This is a genomic window from Mucilaginibacter celer (genome assembly GCF_003576455.2).
Classification (GTDB): Bacteria; Bacteroidota; Bacteroidia; order Sphingobacteriales; family Sphingobacteriaceae; genus Mucilaginibacter; species Mucilaginibacter celer.
This window is the reverse complement of record NZ_CP032869.1, coordinates 5,071,340-5,090,900: the sequence shown is the minus strand read 5'-3', so window position 1 is coordinate 5,090,900 and position 19,561 is coordinate 5,071,340. Positions and strand designations below refer to the sequence as shown.

At 43.2% G+C, this 19,561-nt stretch carries 17 protein-coding genes; 9 read left to right on the top strand and 8 right to left on the bottom strand.

All coding sequences use genetic code 11. From position 1 onward, the window contains the following. Both HYN43_RS20930 and HYN43_RS20925 read right to left on the bottom strand, forming a co-directional pair. The gene (locus HYN43_RS20930) at positions 1-3,339 is read right to left on the bottom strand and encodes a PAS domain S-box protein (RefSeq protein WP_119411169.1); all 3,339 of its coding nucleotides are present in this window, start codon (positions 3,337-3,339) and stop codon (positions 1-3) included. Positions 3,340-3,919: 580 nt separating this feature from the next. Beyond that, positions 3,920-4,612 (bottom strand): PAS domain-containing protein, encoded by a 693-nt coding sequence (locus HYN43_RS20925; RefSeq protein WP_119411168.1) that lies wholly within the window; start codon positions 4,610-4,612, stop codon positions 3,920-3,922. 162 nt (positions 4,613-4,774) lie between these two features. On the opposite strand from HYN43_RS20925, the gene HYN43_RS20920 reads away from it, so the two are divergent. The 4 genes from HYN43_RS20920 (at position 4,775) to HYN43_RS20905 (ending at position 9,428) form a co-directional block, all read left to right on the top strand. Then, the gene (locus HYN43_RS20920) at positions 4,775-5,629 is read left to right on the top strand and encodes a COG1470 family protein (protein ID WP_119411167.1); all 855 of its coding nucleotides are present in this window, start codon (positions 4,775-4,777) and stop codon (positions 5,627-5,629) included. Continuing rightward, entirely contained in the window at positions 5,616-6,617 is a 1,002-nt protein-coding gene (locus HYN43_RS20915) for an ABC transporter ATP-binding protein (RefSeq protein WP_245446969.1), read from the top strand. Before HYN43_RS20920 ends, HYN43_RS20915 begins: the two co-directional genes overlap by 14 nt. Further along, complete coding sequence (locus HYN43_RS20910) at positions 6,544-7,566, top strand: ABC transporter permease (RefSeq protein ID WP_119411166.1); 1,023 nt, start codon at positions 6,544-6,546, stop codon at positions 7,564-7,566. Before HYN43_RS20915 ends, HYN43_RS20910 begins: the two co-directional genes overlap by 74 nt. Positions 7,567-8,588: 1,022 nt before the next feature. Continuing rightward, positions 8,589-9,428, top strand: coding sequence for a Rossmann-fold NAD(P)-binding domain-containing protein (locus HYN43_RS20905; protein WP_119411165.1), 840 nt, complete (start codon positions 8,589-8,591; stop codon positions 9,426-9,428). Between the two features lie 57 nt (positions 9,429-9,485). Here HYN43_RS20905 and HYN43_RS20900 read toward each other — a convergent pair whose 3' ends face one another. Then, entirely contained in the window at positions 9,486-9,857 is a 372-nt protein-coding gene (locus HYN43_RS20900) for a winged helix-turn-helix transcriptional regulator (protein ID WP_119411164.1), read from the bottom strand. 107 nt (positions 9,858-9,964) lie between these two features. On the opposite strand from HYN43_RS20900, the gene HYN43_RS20895 reads away from it, so the two are divergent. The 3 genes from HYN43_RS20895 to HYN43_RS20885 are packed head-to-tail and all read left to right on the top strand — an operon-like array spanning position 9,965 to position 12,110. Continuing rightward, positions 9,965-10,717 carry an SDR family NAD(P)-dependent oxidoreductase gene (locus HYN43_RS20895; RefSeq protein WP_119411163.1) on the top strand — a complete coding sequence of 251 codons (753 nt, stop codon included), beginning with the start codon at positions 9,965-9,967 and terminating at the stop codon, positions 10,715-10,717. Between the two features lie 7 nt (positions 10,718-10,724). After that, on the top strand, positions 10,725-11,339 hold the full coding sequence (locus tag HYN43_RS20890) for an NADPH-dependent F420 reductase (protein WP_119411162.1): 615 nt from the start codon (positions 10,725-10,727) through the stop codon (positions 11,337-11,339). 12 nt (positions 11,340-11,351) lie between these two features. Further along, positions 11,352-12,110 carry an SDR family NAD(P)-dependent oxidoreductase gene (locus tag HYN43_RS20885; protein ID WP_119411161.1) on the top strand — a complete coding sequence of 253 codons (759 nt, stop codon included), beginning with the start codon at positions 11,352-11,354 and terminating at the stop codon, positions 12,108-12,110. A gap of 91 nt (positions 12,111-12,201) precedes the next feature. On the opposite strand, the gene HYN43_RS20880 is transcribed toward HYN43_RS20885, so the two are convergent. The 3 genes from HYN43_RS20880 to HYN43_RS20865 all read right to left on the bottom strand — a co-directional run bounded on the left by HYN43_RS20880 (position 12,202) and on the right by HYN43_RS20865 (position 13,347). Further along, positions 12,202-12,495, bottom strand: a complete 294-nt coding sequence (locus HYN43_RS20880; RefSeq protein ID WP_119411160.1) for a putative quinol monooxygenase — start codon at positions 12,493-12,495, stop codon at positions 12,202-12,204. An 89-nt stretch (positions 12,496-12,584) separates the two neighbouring features. Next, positions 12,585-12,782, bottom strand: coding sequence for an NAD(P)H-dependent oxidoreductase (locus HYN43_RS30910; protein ID WP_119411159.1), 198 nt, complete (start codon positions 12,780-12,782; stop codon positions 12,585-12,587). Positions 12,783-13,044: 262 nt separating this feature from the next. Continuing rightward, positions 13,045-13,347: a response regulator gene (locus tag HYN43_RS20865; RefSeq protein WP_119411158.1), complete on the bottom strand. Its 303-nt coding sequence runs from the start codon at positions 13,345-13,347 to the stop codon at positions 13,045-13,047. A 591-nt stretch (positions 13,348-13,938) separates the two neighbouring features. Here HYN43_RS20865 and HYN43_RS20860 point away from each other — a divergent pair. Further along, entirely contained in the window at positions 13,939-14,382 is a 444-nt protein-coding gene (locus HYN43_RS20860) for a hypothetical protein (RefSeq protein WP_119411157.1), read from the top strand. Between the two features lie 5 nt (positions 14,383-14,387). After that, a complete protein-coding gene (locus HYN43_RS20855; RefSeq protein ID WP_119411156.1) occupies positions 14,388-16,199 on the top strand; it encodes a tetratricopeptide repeat-containing sensor histidine kinase in 1,812 nt (603 codons plus the stop codon). Between the two features lie 960 nt (positions 16,200-17,159). Here HYN43_RS20855 and HYN43_RS20850 read toward each other — a convergent pair. Both HYN43_RS20850 and HYN43_RS20845 read right to left on the bottom strand, forming a co-directional pair. After that, the gene (locus HYN43_RS20850; protein WP_162996569.1) at positions 17,160-17,846 is read right to left on the bottom strand and encodes a sensor histidine kinase; all 687 of its coding nucleotides are present in this window, start codon (positions 17,844-17,846) and stop codon (positions 17,160-17,162) included. A 104-nt stretch (positions 17,847-17,950) separates the two neighbouring features. Next, positions 17,951-19,444, bottom strand: a complete 1,494-nt coding sequence (locus HYN43_RS20845; RefSeq protein WP_162996568.1) for a tetratricopeptide repeat protein — start codon at positions 19,442-19,444, stop codon at positions 17,951-17,953. Positions 19,445-19,561: the final 117 nt, after the last annotated feature.

Genomic DNA, 19,561 nt, shown 5'->3' with positions numbered 1-19,561 from the left:
TTATTGTATAATATTTAAATCGGCATTTTTTACTATGTCATGTATTACTTCGTCCAGTTCTTTTGCCGATTCATTGATGTAACTGGTTATTTGGGTAAATATTTCGGATTCATCAGGACCGGTCTCATTCATCAGGTAAATTAAACCCATTAAACGCGAAAGGGGGCCCCGGATGATATGTGATTGCATCCATGATATGTCTTTAAGCCGCTTATTTTGTTGTTGTATCTCCTCAATGTGGCGATTGCGCTCGGTTACATCAATGGCGAGTACAAGCCGGGCAGCCCGGCCATTGTAATTTAACAAGCTGCTGGTAATTTCAGCTTCAATCCGCTCGCCGTTCTTTTTAAGGTGTGTGAAAACACCTGCACAGCATTGGAACTCTTTACGGGATTTGTCGGCAATTACGGCCTGCACTTTGTCTATTTCAGATTCCGGCCGAATATCCTTGATCGTCATTTGTAAAAATTCATCGCGACTGTACCCATAGTGCAGAACCGCGGCCTGGTTGACTTCCAGGAATTCAAACGTGTTAATATCAAAAACCCATTTGGGCAACGGACTCATTTGAAAAAGGTCGCTATAGCGCTGCTCGGATAAGGCTAATGCCTGTGTTTGCACTGCTAACTGCTCCTCTGCCTGCTTACGAACGCTGATATCTTTAAAAAAAACGGACAGGCCATTATTGGACGGATAAACGCTGATGTCGAACCATTTGCCAACTATTTTTGAAAAAGCCTCAAACCGACGCACATGCCCGGTAGACATCGCGGTTTTCAGTTCCGAAAAAGAAACGGTATTCACTGCATCCGGAAAGCAGCTCCAAAAATCACGATGCAGTATCTGTTCTTTGTCAACTTTAAAATCTTCCTCGGCCTGGCGGTTCCAATAGCTTACACGCCAGTTTTTGTCGACAGAGAAAAAACCGTCACCGATACTTTCCAATATCGTATTTCGCTCCTCCAAAAATCTTTTGGCTTCCAGTTCGGCGCGTTTACGTTTGTCTATATCCTGGATACTGCCATAAATTTTGTGACAGTGACCGCCTTTAAACTCATCTTCGCCTTGTACGCGTACCCATATTTTGCGGTGTGTGGCCGTATTGAGTTCCATTTCGAGATCAAAGGGTTCGCCCGTTGAAGCTACCTTCTCCATGGCCGAGTTCACCACTTTGAGTGTTTCGGGATCGTAAAAAAACTCCGCATCGCTCCGGGAGGGGCGGTGTTCGGGGGGCATTTCTACTATCTGGTTGGCGATATCTGACCAAAACACCATGTTGTTAGCCAGGTTAACTTCCCAGCTACCAATACGGGCCATCTCACTTGCCTTTGTCAACAAATACGCTAATTCTTTTTTTTCAGTTATTTCTTTTCCAACAGCGAACAAAACCCCCTTTTCTGAGGATTTTTTGACAGTCCAGTTCAAATGCACGAGTGCCCCTGTCCTGGTTACATACCTGTTTTCAAAATGAAGTGTATCAATCTCCCCCTCCCTGAAACGTTTCATTCGCAATTTGCTCTCTTCAAGGTCGTCGGGATGAATCAATTGATCTATAGTGGCATTTAATAAAAACTTTTCGTCGTAACCTAAGATATCACACATGGCCCGGTTCACCCTTTTAATACTGCGATCAAGCCCAATGGTACAAATCATATCAGGTACCGATTCAAAAATTTGTTGTAATTCGCGTTTAAGCTGTTTTCGTTTAATTTCAGCACCGAGATGGCTGCCTAATTGAGCAAAAAGTACGCGGGTTAAAAATTGTGGTGCGGGCCCTTCAAATGCCAGCAGGATAACGCCGTTTATCTCGTTATTATTACGCAATGGCGAACATATTGCCGATGTAAGGCCGACTCTTTGCGCTGCATCCCGTCGTATAAACTTTGCGCTCGTTTGAAGATTGTCAATATATTGCAAGTCCCCGTATTCCCAGGTGCTGCCGGCAAACCCATTCCCTGCAGGCGTAAGTAGCTCAGCTGTATTTATTTCAAACGCGTCAGCAACAAGTTTATCAGACGCTACGGCTGCAGCTTGGTAGAGGTGTCCCCTTTCGGCGCTCGTGAGCCATATTTCCGCAAGGGAAGCTTTTGAAAACTGAAGTATTTCTGCAAGCACATTGCGCAGGGATGGCGACATTTCGTCCTGCTGATTAAATATAGCACTGATATTATGAAACAATATCCGCTGTAGTTCGATACTTTTTCGATCGGATATATCACTTACGAAAATAGATAGCCCGTTCTCATTAGGGTAAATACGTGTTTCCTGCCAAAGGTTTAGCTGGCCGTAATACTCCTCAGTTATTTCAGCGGTATGATTTCCTGCGGCCTTTCGAATAGCTTTAAAGGTTGCCGACTCAACATACTCAGGAAAAGCATCCCATATCGATCGGCCCAATAAATCCTCACGTTTTTTCCTGAACATTTCGCAAATACGAATATTAATGTAAGTAAAACGTAAATCCTTGTCTAACGCGGCAAAGCCATCGTTAATGCTCTCCAGCAGGTCGCTTATTTCTTTGTTTGTCCGCGTTAATTCTTCGTCTGCAAGTTTCAACGCCGTGATATCGTACCGAATGGCTACATACTGGTATGGCTTACCTTCCGAATTAAGGAAAGGAACAATGGTGGTGGCAACCCAGTAAATGCTGCCGTTTTTGGCGCGGTTGCATAATTCTCCACGCCATACCTTCCCGTTAGCTATGGTTTTCCAAAGATTTTGAATGTATTTCGCCTCGTGATATCCGGAGTTGATCAACCTATGGTCTTTACCTATTAATTCATCCCCGCTATAGCCTGATATTCTACAGAAATATTCATTAACGTGTACTATCCTTCCGGTTTGGTCGGTTACTGCAACTATAGCGGCTTCATCAAGCGCATACTTGTAAGCAGACAATTCGCGGGCCGCCTGTTCCTGGTTTTCAAACTGGCTAAGACGATTTGCATCGGGATTGTTTTTCTTTTTAGGTTCATCAACGGCCGCGTGTAACTGGCGCGCATAAAAAGAGTACCCGTTTAATACGTCGCCATCATATAGCGCCTTTATGGTTATTTCGGCCCGTGAAACAAATGAGCTCTTCGATTGGAGAACTTCAGCTTCAGTCTGATAGTTGCTGTTTTCAGATGCCATCTGAAAAGCAGTTTCGTAATCAAAACTTTCGAACAGATGCGTAAGCGGGCAACCAACAATATTTTCTGCCCTGCATCCATAAAAACGCTCCGCGCTACTATTCCATCCCTTAATTATACCACAGGTATCTGATACAAAAATAGCTTCACCGCTTAACTGTTCACACAGCGCGTTAAATACCTGATCGTTAAGATTCGGAAGGTTCATCTTGTACTATTAAAAAAGCGCTGGTAAATAATGTTGGTTATTATAATGGTTTTTGAAGATACTTAAATTTTAGTACGTCACAAATATTTTGTGTATCAGCGCAGTCTTATTTTGATTCACAGCTAAATTTAACCGATAAATATGTATAAACAGATTTCCAACTGTATAAAACCGATGCAGCGGAGTAAGCAAAGTTGAGAAGAGCCCAACTTTGCTTGCCCTACGGGGCTTTTGGGTATACCCCGAGGATACTTTAACGTACTATGGCTGGTGAAGAAAAAGAAAAAAGTATACTGTGCGGTATACTATATATCTGAATAAGCACTTAAAAGATCGGCGAAATATGAATGAGGAAGTGCTAAGCGTTATCCGGCAAAAAATGATGATATGTACGTGTTATTCCTTACATCTAATAATCCCGTTCCACTTTTTGCATATCAAGCAGAAACAATAACCCATTGAACTCTTGCACTCACTTAATTTGCACTAAAATATAGGTTCGATTTAATAGGAGCAATTATCCAATTGATATCTGTCATGGTTTTCGTTCGACAAATAGGTAACGCACTAAAGCATTATTTTATCTGGTCAATCTATTTGCGAATTGCTCAAGCCGCTCGACTGCTTGAAGCGCGGACGAGAGGCTTTTGTGCAAGAAAACCGGATTTAACGACAACCCCTTGCGTTGCAAGATTTGAAGTGTTCCTTTTATCGTGGTTAAAGGAGTACGCCACTCATGGCTGATCCGTGACCGCTGTCCATACAACGAGCCGTCAAAACGCGATGGCACTTCTCTCTGTATACCCACCAGGTGTAATAGTTTCCCATCATTGTCAAAGATTGGGGATAAGGATAGCTCATTCAGAAATGACACTCCATCCTTTCTGTAATTTTTAAGCACCACGGTACAATTTTTACTTTCGCTTATGGCTTCCCGAACAAGGCTGAGGGCACTTTGAGATCGATCAGGACCTTGAAGGAAACGGCAGTTCCGACCTATAACCTCGTCTTTCGTGTAGCCCGTAAGTCTCTCAAAAGCAGGGTTGCAAAATATAATGGGATCATCCGGTTTGGAATGATCGGTAATTATGACGCTATTGCTTGAAGCATTGACCGCTTCAGCTAAAATCGATAGATCCGTAGATAAAATTCCAGCTTGCATGATAATTCGTTTTACAAATATAATATCACGATGGTTTATTTTAAAGATGAGGAAGAAGTATTGACATTTAAATATGGTGGTCTCTGCTTCCAACATTATAAAATCAGCCATGCCTCGGTTTGCTACTTCTCGTGTTCATTTGTTAAAAAATGTTAAACCTATTGCATGATTTTGAAGAGGTTTTTTTATTTGAACCATCAATTTTTAATCCTTAAACAAATTTTTTCGAAGCATTTTTTGAAAGCTATTACTAATCATTTTAGTCGTTGAATTATGTTAATTAAATTATCTACAACACCATCAGGCGTCTTACGCCAGACCACTCTCTTCCTTGTCCTAATTCTTATTTCCTCTATGAGTCATGCGCAGCAATCGACCGCTCAGTCAATTTCCGGTTCAGGGTTCAGCGCCAAGCTCGTGAACATCGAAGCTGCGACCAACGAAACCTTCCGCTACAGCACGACTTTACGAAACGGATCTTCCACAGCGCACGTGTATGACTTGCAGACCGTGCTCCCGCCTGGTTGGATCATAGCCTTCAAAGCTGAAAGCAGCCAGGTGACTTCTATCAGTGTAGATGCAGGCAAATCGCAGGATATCTCCGTCGAGATCAATGCTTCACCGGAAGCCAGGCCAGGAAAATATAAAATCCCGATTGATGCCATTTCCGGTAAAGATACGATAGCTTTGACGCTCGAAGCGGTCGTCAAGGGTACCTATGGTTTGACCTTAACCACGCCGACAGGCAGGTTGAGTGAGGATGTTACATCCGGGAACCAAAAGCAGCTTCAACTGGTTGTCAAAAATTCCGGCACCTTGCCCCTCAGCAATATCAGCTTCTCCAATCAGTTGCCGACCGGATGGGAAGCGAGTTTCGAACCGGCCAATATCACCGCGCTGGAGCCGACGAAATCTCAAAACATAACGTTAACCCTCAAAGTGCCGGATAAGACACTTGCCGGAGACTATGCCGCTACCATCACCGCATCGAACATCAATACGAATTCCCAGGCGGCTTTCAGATTTGCTGTTAAAACATCTCTACTGGCTGGCTGGCTCGGCATAACCGTCATTCTCGTGGCTATCGGTATCGTCTATTACCTTATTCGTAAATATGGCCGAAGATAATCGATATATGCAAATGGATGTTCCTATCATACAATTAAAGGGCCTGACTAAACGTTACGGCAATCACCTGGCTGTCGATAATTTAAATTTACAGGTGAATAAAGGAGAGATCTTCGGCTTGCTCGGGCCTAACGGCGCGGGTAAAACCACCAGTATACTCATGATGCTGGGTCTGACCGAACCGACCGAAGGATCAGCAACCGTGTGTGGGTATAATGCTACCACCGATCCCATCAAAGTAAAGACCAAAGTCGGCTATATGCCGGATAGTGTTGGTTTTTATGATCACATGACCGCGTTGGACAACCTGTTGTATATCGGTAGGCTTAATGGCCTGGCAGAGCATCAGCTTAAGCATAAAGTAGAATTGGTGCTTGAGCTTGTCGGGCTGAGCGAGGTGGGGCTTAAAAAAACTGCGACATTTTCCAGGGGCATGAAGCAACGCTTGGGCCTTGCGGAAGTGCTCATCAAGGGCCCGGAGGTGATCATCTTAGATGAACCTACGCTTGGGATCGATCCCACCGGCGTTAAAGATTTTTTAGTGTTGATCAGGAAGCTGAGCCGGGAGCAAGGCCTGACCGTCTTACTATCGTCGCACCATTTACATCATGTACAGCAGGTATGTGACCGGGTAGGCATATTTGTAGAGGGGCGGCTTCTGGCAGAAGGTGACCTGCCCCAGCTCGCCGAGAAATTGTTTGGGAAGAACGGCTATGTTACCTCAATTGCCCTCGACGAGCATTTGAGCCATCCCTGGCCACCGGAACGGGTGCTGCAGGGATGGGACGCCATCGATGATATTTCATATCAGGGTGAAACGATAGTGTTCAGCTGCAACAGGAATATTACCCCGTCCCTGGTACGTTTCTTAGTTGAAAATGATCATAACATCATGAGTGTAAATCAAAAAAATTATGGACTTGACGATATTTACCAAAGATATTTTGAAACGCAAACCGGAAAAAGTGATTACAAAAGGACAGCCTGAGAGGGGCGCGTTCGCTGTGATCCTACGTAAGGAAACAACTGACCATATACGTAGCTGGCGCTTCATTGTCCTGGTAGCACTGATTGTGCTGACATTTATAGCTGCTATTTATACTTCGCTTTCAAACATTAAGCCAACTGGCGCTATGTTACATAATCCGGATCAGAATTTTCTTTATCTTAAGTTGCTGACAGTAACGGATAACACCATTCCGCCTTTTCACATTTTTTTGAGTTTTTTAGCACCCTTGCTGGGTATCGGTTTGGGTTTTGATGCCATCAATTCTGAAAAGAACAACGGTACCCTTATACGGCTCATGGCTCAGCCGGTTTACCGGGATAACCTTTTGCTCGCGAAATTCAGCAGCGCCCTGCTGATCATAAGCAGTCTATTTATAGTTCTCGCGTTGCTGATGATCGGTGCAGGCCTTATCTTGACGGGCGTACGGATGGAACCGGACGAGGTACTTAGAGTTACTGGTTTTGTTTTCGTCACAATAACTTATGTCGCGTTTTGGCTGGCCTTGTCCATGACGCTTTCCATTGTATTCAAACAAGCTGCCACTTCGGCTATCACCTGTATAGGTCTTTGGCTTTTTTTTACAGTGTTTTACCAGATATTGGTTGACGTGGCGCTGAGATCGCTGTTGCCGGACGCTGCCCAACTTACCCAGGAGCAGGCGATTGCCTATAACGATGTTGTGTTGAACATCCTGCGCATATCTCCTAATCAGCTTTACACGGATGCGGTTACAACGCTGCTCATGCCATCAGTTCGGAGTCTCGGGCCGCTGACGATGGAACAAATGGCGGGTGCAATTCCTTCGCCATTGCCGTTTACCCAGAGCCTGTTGGTGGTGTGGCCACAATTAAGCGGTCTGTTAGCCTCAGTGACCTGTTGTTTTGGTTTGGCTTATTTTCTATTCATGCGCCGGGAAATTAGAAGCTAACGTGCCACGTATTTTCGAGCAAAAGCGAATGCGAGATGAGGATCAAATGATGAGGCAAAGTCGTTAATAAGTAAGCCTTTTCAATGCATAGACTGATCAACATATAAGCGAATCATATTGCTGCTTATAAGCTAAAAACCTGTAGCGACCTATAAGTGAGAGCAAGCACTCCACTTTAGGTTACTAAAATCCAGTAACAGCCGAAATTTAAATTGAGAAAAGCAACGCTTGTTTAATAGGATAGATTGACTTAGGATCAAGGATAGATTGACTTAGGATCATTGTCCGCCGAGTACTTCAAAGTGGTCAGCCGTTACGTATTTCTTAAGGCCAGTTCGATCTATGAAATTTCGTGTACGTTGGATGTTCCCAGATGCTTGACCATGCTGTTCCATGCCGATTAGAGCTGTGAATGTGTTGAAGAGTATAAAATTTAAAAGATCTGGTTCAAGGAGATAGCATGGTCAAAGTGTAACGGAACTCCCTGAACGCTTTTCCGGAACGCATTGATCATCGGTTCCGGAATGTCCACTTAGGTTACCAGTTTGATTTTTAGCTTGTTTTAGGAAAAATAGTAAACCAAAGCTTTTTTCAATCATAAAAGTGCATTTTTAAAGATGATAAATTTAGTTTTATTGCCATTGTTAGACAAGATGTTTTTATCGTAAAAATCTTGTATTACAGTGTTTTATGTCGTTTTTCATTGCGTCTTTTTTTTGATTTAAAAGACGCTACGAATGATGCAATAGAATTATGCGTTTTTATGCGATTTTTGGTAGGGTGAAAAATAGAAAAAGCCCTTTAATTTACAATTAAAGGGCTTTTTGACACTTTTGTTAACGTTATCAGCGGAGAGGGAGGGATCAGAACCCGACCCTGTATTCTTTTGATCTTCAGTCAATTATTCGTTGTTCGAAAATTGACTCACCGCGTGACTCACCAGTTTTCTTGTTTAAAATGGTGACGCAAATCTAAGTACAAATTTATCGAATTTTTCTTTCGATTTAAATTCACAAATCTCAATGTTGATCATTACTAGCAGAAAATGGTTTGATTCGTGCCAAGTTAATCTGCTGGAGGTATTAGCCCTGAACAGATCTGTTCAGCACGTAGCCCTGGTGACGGGCTTAAAGCATTATTTGGGGCCGTTCGAGGCGTATGCCCAAGCAGGATTTTTGCCGGAAACCCCTTTACGCGAGGAACATCCCCGGCTGGACATCGAGAACTTTTATTATGCCCAGGAAGACGAAGTTTATACTGCTGCCGAACGCGATGGATTTACCTGGAGCATTCACCGCCCGCATACCGTTATTGGTCAGGCGGTAGGTAACGCCATGAACCTGGGCACCACGCTGGCGGTCTACGCCTCGATCTGCAAGGAAACGGATCGTCCCTTTATATTTCCCGGCTCAGCCGCCCAATGGAACGGGCTGTCCGATGTCACCGATGCACGGATATTGGCTGCACAACTGATCTGGGCTTCGACTACGGATGCCGCGCGGAACCAGGCTTTCAATATCGTTAACGGCGATGTTTTTCGCTGGAGCAGGTTATGGAGCCGGATCGCAGCTTATTTCGGCGTTGAATCCGCAGGCTTCGATGGCACCATTCATCCGCTGGAACGAACGATGGCTGATGACGCCCCTGTCTGGCGGGAGATCGCGCAAAAATATCATTTGAAAGAACCCGCGCTTAACCGGCTCGCCAGTCCCTGGCATACCGATCTCGACCTGGGCAGGCCAATCGAGGTCATGACCGATATGTCCAAGAGCCGTAAGCTGGGATTTACAGTCTACCAGGATACGGAAGATGGCTTTTATGACCTCTTTAAACAATTGCGGGAAGCGAGGCTGATTCCCTGATAAATTCAGATCGATGGCCCGGGTTTCGGCAAACGTCTAAGGAGGCTCTGCAATACGTTAGTTTGCATAGGTTATCCGACTTTTTTGATCAAGCGCTTCGGTCAGCGGCGCTACCTCATATTTGCAATTCCATGCTTTTATACTTTCTAAGATCGGCAGAAAAGCCAGGCCTTTTTCAGACAATTTATATTCGACCCTTGGCGGGAGTTCCTTATAGGCCATTCTTTCCAACAACCCGTCCTCTTCCAGCTCTTTGAGTTGTTCGGTCAGAACTTTCCTGGAAATAAGCGGAATAATGGAATCCAGCTGACCGAAACGAACGGTACGGGTGCCGATCACATTGATGATGATCGGTTTCCATTTATTACCAATGGTTCCGATGGCCCGCGTAAAGGGGCAATTTGATGCGCAAAATCGCTCGTCTCTCATATTTCAAAATTTGTAGTTACCCATTAGTAACCAGATTCAATCATAATGGTTACAAAAGTAAACTATTGATAGTAACTTTGCGAAACAAATTTAAATATAAATTAAAAATGAGCAGATTAACAAATAAAGTAGCGGTGATCACGGGCGGTAATAGCGGTATCGGATTGGGCATTGCATTGGAATTCAAGTACGAAGGTGCAAAGGGAGTTGTCGTCGGCAGGAACCAGGAAACCTTAGATCGTTCCGTAGCGCGACTTGGCGAAAATTTCATAGGCATCAATGCTGATGTAACCAACCTGGCCGACCTGGAAAGGGTATTTGCAGCAACCGCTGAAAAGTTTGGCAAGATAGACATCATTGTCGCCAATGCGGGTGCCGGAGCAGTAGGAACAGTAGCGACTTTTTATGAAGCCGCGTTCGACCAGGCGATCGACCTGAACCTGAAGAGTGTTTACTTCACCGTACAGAAAGCACTACCCTATATGAATGATGGTGGCTCGATCATTCTGATCGGGTCAAATGCTGCCCATCGGGCCTATGCGAATTTTACGCTTTATGGCGCTGCCAAAGCGGCCGTGATCTATTTAGCCAAAGGATTTTCAAGTGACCTGTTAGACCGGAAGATCAGGGCAAATGTGATCACACCTGGTACCACAGATACCCCGGCGTTTGACAAGTTTGTTCCCGTAGAACAAATGGAAGCGGTAAAAAGGCACTTTGCCGATCAAATGCCTATCGGCAGGATCGGGCAACCAAGTGACATTGGTAAAACAGCCGTTTTCCTGGCCTCTGATGATTCTTCTTTTATGTTGGGTGCTGAACTCCTGGTGGACGGCGGTATGACCTATTTATCTAAATAACTAAAAAATGACTAATTCAGCAAACTACGCCATTATTGGCTTCGGCAAGATCGGCCAGGCCCTGGCCAAGGCATTTGCCCGCAAGGGCATCAAGGTAGCGGTGGCTACCACACGGGACCCGGAAAGCTTCACCTCCGACGCGGCCGCGATCGGCCCGGAGATCATTGCCACCACACTGGCGGACGCCGTCAAAGCGGACGTTATCTTTTTAGCGGTGCGTTTTGCAGCGCACCGGGATGTCGCTAAAGCGCTGCCCAACTGGGAGGGTAAAATTATTGTCGATGTGACCAACGCTTATGGCGTGCCACCCGAGCAGATGAACGGACTGCCTTCAGCCAAATTCGTGGCGCAGGCGTTCACCGGTGGGAAACTCGTTAAAGGCTTCAACCATTTGGGGGCTGCCATTCTTGAGCAGAATCCGTCGGTACACGGTGGCCGAAGGGTCGTATATCTGGCTAGCGACGATGAAGCCGCAGCAGCGGAGATCGGTGCGCTGGCCGAAGATCTCGGGTTCGTGCCGGTAAAACTGGGCGGGCTCGCTGAAGGCGGGCTGCTGGTGCAGGCGCATGGCAATACCTGGGGTCAGCTGATCTTCCAGGACCTGGTTAAATTCAAATCTTAAATAATATAAACAATGAGCAGATTAAAAAATAAAGTAGCGGTAGTAACCGGTGCAGCAAAAGGAATAGGTGCAGCCATCGCGAAACATTTCGCGGCCGAAGGCGCAAAAGTGGTGATCAACTATGTTTCCAGCAAAGAAGCCGCAGAACAAGTGGTGAAAGCCATAACTGATAACGGCGGCATCGCTATCGCGGTACAGGCCGATGTATCGAATGAAGCCGATGTAACGAGGCTTTTTGAAGAAACAGCGAAAGCATTCGGCGGATTGAATATTCTGGTTAACAACGCGGTCGCGCAGGGATACGCACCTATTGAAGGCATATCAGTAGCCGGTTTTCATCAGAGTTTCAACGTCAATGTATTAGGGCCGATACTAACGATCCAGGCGGCCTTGAAATTATTTGGCGACAAAGGCGGCAATATCATCAATATCAGTTCCGGCGCCAGCAAAATGCCGCTTCCGGGGGCATCTTTGTATTCCGCAACCAAAGCGGCCTTAGATGCCTTCACTATTGCTTTAGCAAAAGAGTTGGGTGTCAAAAGCGTTCGTGTCAATTCCATATTGCCTGGCGCAACAGAAACAGAGGGTGCAACCGAAGCGGGGGTAACAGCCGGCAGCGACTATGAAAAAATGTTTATTGAAAAAACGCCGCTTGGCCGCCGGGGCCAGCCGGAAGATATTGCCAAAGCAGCGGTATTCCTTGCTTCCGATGATGCAGCCTGGATAACCGGCGAGCAGATCTCCGTTTCGGGCGGTATGTATGGTTTTTAAATAGGCCGCTTTCAGCATCTCAAAAAGCCCCAAAATAAAGTATAATAAAAAGGTCCCCCGCCAGATGATCGCCGGGGATCTTTGTTTTGTGCTATTTAATGGCCAGCAGATCTACTTTTTCGATCACCGGTCGCACGGCCAGTAAATCATTCGCGACAGCTGCTAAGGCTTTAGGTATCTCGCCGCCTAAATGTGCGTCCCGGCCGGCTTCATCGGCAAATGTGTCGAATATGCCAAAAGTGGAGGGACTGAGTTGCAATGCATACCAGCGGATGGTGCCTGGCTCGGCTTCCGCCAAGGGCAAAGCGCTTTTAAGCAAGTCGGCAACTTGCTGTTCTTTACCGGGTTTGGCCTCCAGGCGGGCCAGTAATGCTAATTTTTCCATTTGATTATTTTAAGCAGGAGGTTATTGGCGGCAATTTACCGCCGCTATTCATGCCACACGAATAGTGCCACGATATGGCTGCACATTATCTACAGGGCAATAGAGCTGATACCGCGCTGCAGGGCCGCCTCCGCCTGTCCGGGGTAAGCCAGGCCCTCTGCCCGGAAGATCTTGAGATCGGTCATGCCCATAAAACCCAATACGCCTTTCAGGTAAGTCGGTACGAAGTCGTAAACCTGATAGGGGCCACTGGAATAGACGGCAAAATTTAGGAATCGTATTAACACCGAAACATATCACAGAATTGGTTTTGCGATTTAGCTGAACTTAAAACAACTGATTTAATTTTAGATCCATGTTATGGTACGGCAGGGTTTCTAATTTCCGCAATGCACGACATGGTGCAAAAAACAGATAAAGAAGATGTGCGAAGGAAAATTCGTAAAAATCAACTTCATGGTTTGGAGTTGCTAATCGCAGCGGATTGCGGCAGTTGATTAAAGTACAAACTTTCCGTATTACTTCATTAAATATTTGAGTAGTCTCAACTTAGTCAGGCCTTAGGGCGTTTTGATGTGGTGATAGCCAAGACTGGACTTTATCCATAAAGAAGTCGAGATCGAAAGGTTTAGGGATATAATCATCTGCATGGCTTTTTTCAGCAATGCATTCGATGTCATTTTTTGCAGAAATCAGTACCACCGGGATTGTTTTAGTCTGACGGTTCTGCTTTAATGCCCTGCAAAGCAGGTGCCCATATCCATCGCTAAGCCAGTCGTCAAGCAGGATCAAGTCAGGCTTGACGTTGCCTAATTTATTAAATGAAAGTATATCGGTGACTGCATCAACCAATTACCCTTTTTCTTCCAGTATATAGCGTATTATTTGAAGGATATTGACCATTAAATTGAATGTATTTTTGTTGAGTCTGATTTTTCATCTCGTTAAGCTTTATCGGCTGAAAAAGAATCCAATGCCAATCTGCAATGAATTCAATATGAGATAATTAGCAGTACGTATTTCTTAGAGACATTACGATATGCCCTATATTTTCAATCTTGCATTGAGATAGCGACGATCGCCAATAGTGGGCAGCGGCGCTGAGCCTGCCCGTTTGAGCCTTGTTATCAAGGCGAAAGCTATATATTCCAAAGAATAGGTTGGAAAGCGAGCCTCGAATAAGCACTTTTATATTTAACCTCTACAAAAGTAAGTGCCTGATTGAGAGAATGTTTGAAAAATCATATTAAATCAGTAAATTAGCTTTGAAAATTGAAGTATCTAAAGCTAAAATTGGAAGAAGTATTTGTTAAAGTTGTTGTAAAGTGAAATGCCCTGCAAGATATCTCAAATGATAACCGATCTCTACCGAAATAATCATTACGGTTTTATAAGCTGAACTTTCCCGCCGAAAAGACTTCTTTGATTTTAAAAACGATCCCCATGGGTAAATTTTTAGTCATCTGCTTCTTCACAAGTGTCGCGTATATAGCAATTGCGCAAGATCATCTGTCATCGCCGGATTCGCTTTTGGAAAAATTAAACAAAAATCAGCCCGATTCGGATAAATTGAATGTGCTTTTAAAACTCGGTGATTTCTATCTTTTTAAACCCAACGAATTCAAAGAAGATCTTGATGTGGCAATTACTTACTTCAATCAAGCGAAAATAATCGTTGATAAGCTTCAATCAAATAAATGGCAAAACAGGATTTGGATTTCGATGATGAATTATTATTTCGAAAAACATGACTATCAAAATGCGAAATATACTTTTGACAGCCTGATACGCAATTTTCAAAAAACAGGGAATAAGATACAGGAAGCGGAAACTTATGAAACTTATACCGAAAAACTGAACTATAGCAAAACAGATCCCGCTTTTTAACAGAGATGGCCAGTTATCATGAAAAGGCGCTTAAGTTGTTCTCCGAGACAGGTCAAAAACAAAAGGAAATACAAACGCTGAAAAATCTCGCGGATATTCATATGCAGCAGGGAAAGCTGGATCAGGCGGAAAATGAGTTGAAAAACGTAATTTACAAATACCAGGCAATTGGTTATAAAAACCTGACTTCTACTTATGATCTGCTTGCAAATGTAAACTACAGAAAAGGAGATCAATCGAAGGAATTGTTATATAGATTGAAAGTCCTCGACATGTTGTACGCTACGCATTCAGACGCACCGGACAAGTATTGGACATATATTTCACTCGCACAGCTTTACAACATTCTAGGACAATTTGACAAAGCATTATTCTGGGTAAAAAAGACAGTGTCATCAGGTGAAAGTACTGTCAGTTCGACGGTGTATTGTTCAGCAATTCAATTTGGTGTAAATTCACTTGTAAGCCAAAACAAGTTAAATGAGACCTGGGTGTTTTTAAAAAAATATGCAGGGAGAGCCCGTAAAAGCCCCGATGCAGGTATATTTCTTAACTTGGCATACGGTCATTATTATGAAGCGCGGAAACGTTTCGATATCGCAGAAAACTATTACAAAAAATCTCTTATTGCTTATGACCAGTTTGACAAATTGCATGAAAGGAAGTACCTCTATGCACAGGAGATGTACGCTGTAGGGCATTTTTATGTTACCATTGGATCATTTGAAAAGGCCAGCAGGTATCTTCATGCAATAGAAGCATACCGATCAGAGATCATTCCCCCGGTACAGCAGGGAAAAATTCAGTTTGAGCTGTTCAAAATTGACTCTGCCTCCGGTCATTTTATAACCGCCATCAGGCATTTTGAGTTACATAAAAGAATCACCGATTCATTATTTACGGCAAGTAAAGTAAGGCAATTAAATGAATTGCAGGTAAAATATGAGGCCAATCAAAAAGAGCAGCAGATCAGGTCCCTTAACAGCCAGGCCCTGGCGCAACAAGCAAAGCTTGATAAAGCCAATATACAACGAAACAGCACAATGGCTGGCATAATGGTCGTTATAGTTATATCGCTGATACTTTATTATAATTATCGAATTAAGCAAAAAAACAATAAAATCATTATTAGAAAGAATGAGACGATCTCACAAAAAAACGAGCAGCTGCAGCATTTGCTGATTGAAAAAGACTGGTTGTTAAAAGAAGTTCACCACCGGGTAAAAAACAATTTGCATACCATCATTTGCCTGATGGAATCCCAGGCAGCCTATCTTGAAAATGATGCTTTGAAAGCAATGGAAATAATTCAGCAACGGATTTACACAATCTCACTGATCCATCAGAAACTTTATCAATCTGAAGATATTAAGACCATTGATATGCAATCTTACATCGCAGAATTCGTAGCTTATCTCGCCGACGTCTGGGTTTCAAATCGGCATATTAAATTCTGCCTGGATATCGCCCCTATGAGGCTAAGCACGGTACAGGCAATCCCGATAGCGCTAATTATCAACGAAGCCGTTACCAATTCTATCAAATACGCTTTTCCAAAAACAGTATCGGGAGAAATAATGATCAGTATGAAACAAAACGGCAAACAAGTGTCATTATTTGTGGCGGATAACGGTATCGGTATTAATATTTCACCATCTGATAAAAAAACAAGTTCACTTGGCATGATTCTGATGAAAGGATTAAGTGAAGATATAAATGCCCAGCTGATTATTCGGAATGAAGGAGGAACGAAAATCAGCGTCCTGTTCCAAAGTGATATCATTCAAAATGAACTCGAACCTATCCCTCTTTTTTAACAACGAGACCCCATTATAGCAATAATATTTGAAACACCGATAAAGATACGAGTATCAAATCAACCGAAGGTAGAGATGCTGCTTGTCCAATTATTATAGGCCGCGTGAAAGTTACTACGCATTTTTAAAATCGATCGAACCATTAAAAGAAGTTCCTCAGATACAGCTGGACTTGCTGCTGTAACATATACAAGACAAGTGTTTGCTGGAGGACGATTTATTATTTGAACCGGGTATGCCGATCGACGCAACTTGGATTTTTATTTCCAAAAAATTCAGTATTTATGTTTTGCGCAACAATGAATTGAGCGATTTCGCAAATGCAAATGCTGAAGATATACATGGCTGCTTAGAGTTTTCACGAGGCTAAGTAAATTTCGCATACTGTAAAGCAATAATCGATACACAAATAAGGTATCCGAAATATTTTTACGAGATACCTGAACATAGACTTTCACAAGGCATAGCTGTGGTCGTTGGCAAATAGCTCGCATATATGCTCAACGAAGTGCTGCAGCCGATTTCAGCACGAAAGAGAAACGCGTAAAAGAACTGAAAGTTAATGACTGGGCATAGCAAATGATAAACAATATGGTTCTATCATAAAACGGTAACCGGGTCGTTCCTATAATAGCGGCGGCCTTGTTAAGTTATTTTAGATTCTTAGGGGCTGTCGATTGATATGGAATCCACCATCTTATCTTCCAACTCTTTCGGAATGTAGCTAGTGAACTGCTTGGGCCAGGTTATCAATGCAAAAATTGCTATCCAAGAAAGTAGTAGGACCAAATATCGATTGCTTTAATACTGACAATCTGAACAAAGAACTTAGTATGGGACACAATTAATATCAGCATCTGAACTTCCATTAAACTGACTTGGGCTAGGGGCTGAGGGGTTATGACTTTTGATCGCTCTTGAACAAGTAATCGAATAATTTTGGACACGATCACAAAACATTTAACTGTTCCATGCAATTTCTGTCTCGGCCAATACGTCATCATTATAGGTTATCGGCTCGATTTGAAACTCGAACATGATGGAAGTCCCATTTTTATTTTGGATATCGAGGCTACCATTGATATCATCGGCCAATCCCCTGATAAGTTTGAGGCCAAGTGAATTAGACGGTCGTTGAAGCTGATCTTGTTGTATGCCGATTCCGTTATCGGAGATAATCAATTTAACTTTAGGGCCATAAGTATTCATCTTAATGGATATGATGCCATTTGTTCGCCCTTGAAATGCATATTTGATGGCATTGGTCACGGCCTCATTGATGATTAGCGAGAGCGGTATGGCGAGTGATACTTCAACTTTTATCAGGTCCACCTCAAGCTCAAAATATATCTTGTTGCCGGTGCCGGTACTGTCTTTAAGATAACCAATGAACTCAGGTAAAAAGGTTGCCATGTTAACCGTTTTAATATCTTCAGACTGGTAAAGTTTCTGATGGATAAGTGACATGGCATAAATTCGGTGCTGGCAATTTTCTATCGCATGTAAAGCGTCATCGTTTAAATTGATCGCCTGCGATTCCAGCAGGCAAACGACAGTATGCAGGTTGTTTTTTACGCGATGATGCACCTCTTTTAATAACCATTCCTTCTCCTTTAAGAGATGCTCGAGTAATTCGTTTTTCTTCAAAATGATCAGGTTGTTTTTTTTTCGGATAGTACTTTGCCGGTAGAATAAGGCGGCAATGACCGCTACAAGAAATATACCAGCGATAGTTACATTTTTGATTAGATTTAGACTTTGTAGTCTACCCATTTCCAAAGCGGAGTTTTGGTTAAGTATTTTGATTTGGTCTTCCTTTTTTTCGTCTCATACTTAATACTCAGCTCCTGGACGTCTTTGTTCTTTTTTTCGGTTAAGTAGAAATTCTCAAGTTCTTTATTACGGCTCAGGTGAGTTATCGCAGACTTGTAATTACCAGTTGCTGAATCAACCTTAAAGTACATGTACTCGATCTGGCTGCGCGTCGATATTTCAAGTTTTTGTTTTACCTCGTTAGAAATCCGGTCAAGATAAGGCCGGGCTTTGGCATAGTACTTTGTCTCGATATAAAACTGTGCCATCTCCTGGTGATCAGCCCGAAAGGCCTCGTGTACGCTGTTTAAATATTTATAAGCCTTAAGTAAATGCTTTTCAGCCTTTACAACGTTTATCTTTTGGTAACAGCGGCCTAATTCGCTTTCATAGCGTGCATTTTGAGATCCGGATGCCGGAAACTCTTTTATACTTTTTTGCAGATAAATAAGCGCTTCATTATAACGCCCCATTTCTCTTAATGTCCTTGATATAAGGGTAACGTTTTTGGGGGGACTATCATTGAACATGCTGGGATGTACCTTTTGCGCGTTAATCGATAACTTTAGGTATTCAATATATTTTTCCGGTTGTTTATTGATGTGGTAAAAATTTGCCAGAGCAGCGTAACAATCAGCTAATGCAAGTGGATCATTTAATTTTTTTTCAAGTTCGAGCGATTTTTGGGCAAGTTCAAATACTTTTGCATAATCTCCATTACCCCTATAGTAGATGAACATGGGCAAATACACATATTGAAGATAGGGATAATTTGCCGATCTGCACTCTTTGATCACATCCAGGTAGTCTTTTTCAATCCCTGCATAGTTTCCATAATAGCGAAAGTAGGTCAGCAGGGTCCTGGCGATTATTTCTTTTTCTTTTACTTTTGATGTGCGGGAAGAATCCCTTGCCTCCGCAGCAAACTTAAGCGACTTCCTGTAATAGTTGTCCGTTATATCATTGGCTTCATAAAAGTTTTTACTGCTCAGCGTAAGTAGCATATCGATCCTGTCCTTGCCGGAAACGGTAGGCAATAATGCTTCAGCTTCGCTGAGAAGGTGACGGTCTCCATAAATCTCCGCCAATCGGATCTGAGCCCGGTTGAAGCCGTGTTTATTGTTAAGCTGGATACTAAGCCGTCTTGCCCTTTCAGCGTAAAGTTCCGCCGTACGAAGTTCCGATTCCTTTCTTAAGGGCTTATTATAATAGAGGTTAGCCAAAGCCAAAAGGATATCGACCTTGCCGTTCCGCTCGGCCATGTTATTTAGCTTTTCGATCAAAAGACTTTCCTGCTGCGGCGGCACCGGCTTAGGATAGCCATAATATTGTCCTCTGACATCGGTAGGTATTGTTATTGAGGTCAAAAGGAATACAATTGTCAAAAATAGATTTGACGCCTTGATATAGGACAAGTTGAAGTTTTCGGTCATTAAAAAACAGTTATGGATAATTGAAGGTCTCTGACTCAGGAAAAAGCTTTTTCGCTGATCTTTTTCCGATGCATTGACGTTGGAGATCAGTTTTTTTTCTTCAAAAGTGTATACCTT

Excerpts from the sequence above, each read along its gene's own strand:
- HYN43_RS20930 (WP_119411169.1), bottom strand. The coding sequence starts at position 3,339 with ATGAACCTTCCGAATCTTAACGATCAGGTATTTAACGCGCTGTGTGAA.
- HYN43_RS20925 (WP_119411168.1), bottom strand. The coding sequence starts at position 4,612 with ATGGCTGATTTTATAATGTTGGAAGCAGAGACCACCATATTTAAATGT.
- HYN43_RS20920 (WP_119411167.1), top strand. The coding sequence starts at position 4,775 with ATGTTAATTAAATTATCTACAACACCATCAGGCGTCTTACGCCAGACC.
- HYN43_RS20915 (WP_245446969.1), top strand. The coding sequence starts at position 5,616 with ATGGCCGAAGATAATCGATATATGCAAATGGATGTTCCTATCATACAA.
- HYN43_RS20910 (WP_119411166.1), top strand. The coding sequence starts at position 6,544 with ATGGACTTGACGATATTTACCAAAGATATTTTGAAACGCAAACCGGAA.
- HYN43_RS20905 (WP_119411165.1), top strand. The coding sequence starts at position 8,589 with ATGTTGATCATTACTAGCAGAAAATGGTTTGATTCGTGCCAAGTTAAT.
- HYN43_RS20900 (WP_119411164.1), bottom strand. The coding sequence starts at position 9,857 with ATGAGAGACGAGCGATTTTGCGCATCAAATTGCCCCTTTACGCGGGCC.
- HYN43_RS20895 (WP_119411163.1), top strand. The coding sequence starts at position 9,965 with ATGAGCAGATTAACAAATAAAGTAGCGGTGATCACGGGCGGTAATAGC.
- HYN43_RS20890 (WP_119411162.1), top strand. The coding sequence starts at position 10,725 with ATGACTAATTCAGCAAACTACGCCATTATTGGCTTCGGCAAGATCGGC.
- HYN43_RS20885 (WP_119411161.1), top strand. The coding sequence starts at position 11,352 with ATGAGCAGATTAAAAAATAAAGTAGCGGTAGTAACCGGTGCAGCAAAA.
- HYN43_RS20880 (WP_119411160.1), bottom strand. The coding sequence starts at position 12,495 with ATGGAAAAATTAGCATTACTGGCCCGCCTGGAGGCCAAACCCGGTAAA.
- HYN43_RS20860 (WP_119411157.1), top strand. The coding sequence starts at position 13,939 with ATGGGTAAATTTTTAGTCATCTGCTTCTTCACAAGTGTCGCGTATATA.
- HYN43_RS20855 (WP_119411156.1), top strand. The coding sequence starts at position 14,388 with ATGGCCAGTTATCATGAAAAGGCGCTTAAGTTGTTCTCCGAGACAGGT.
- HYN43_RS20845 (WP_162996568.1), bottom strand. The coding sequence starts at position 19,444 with ATGACCGAAAACTTCAACTTGTCCTATATCAAGGCGTCAAATCTATTT.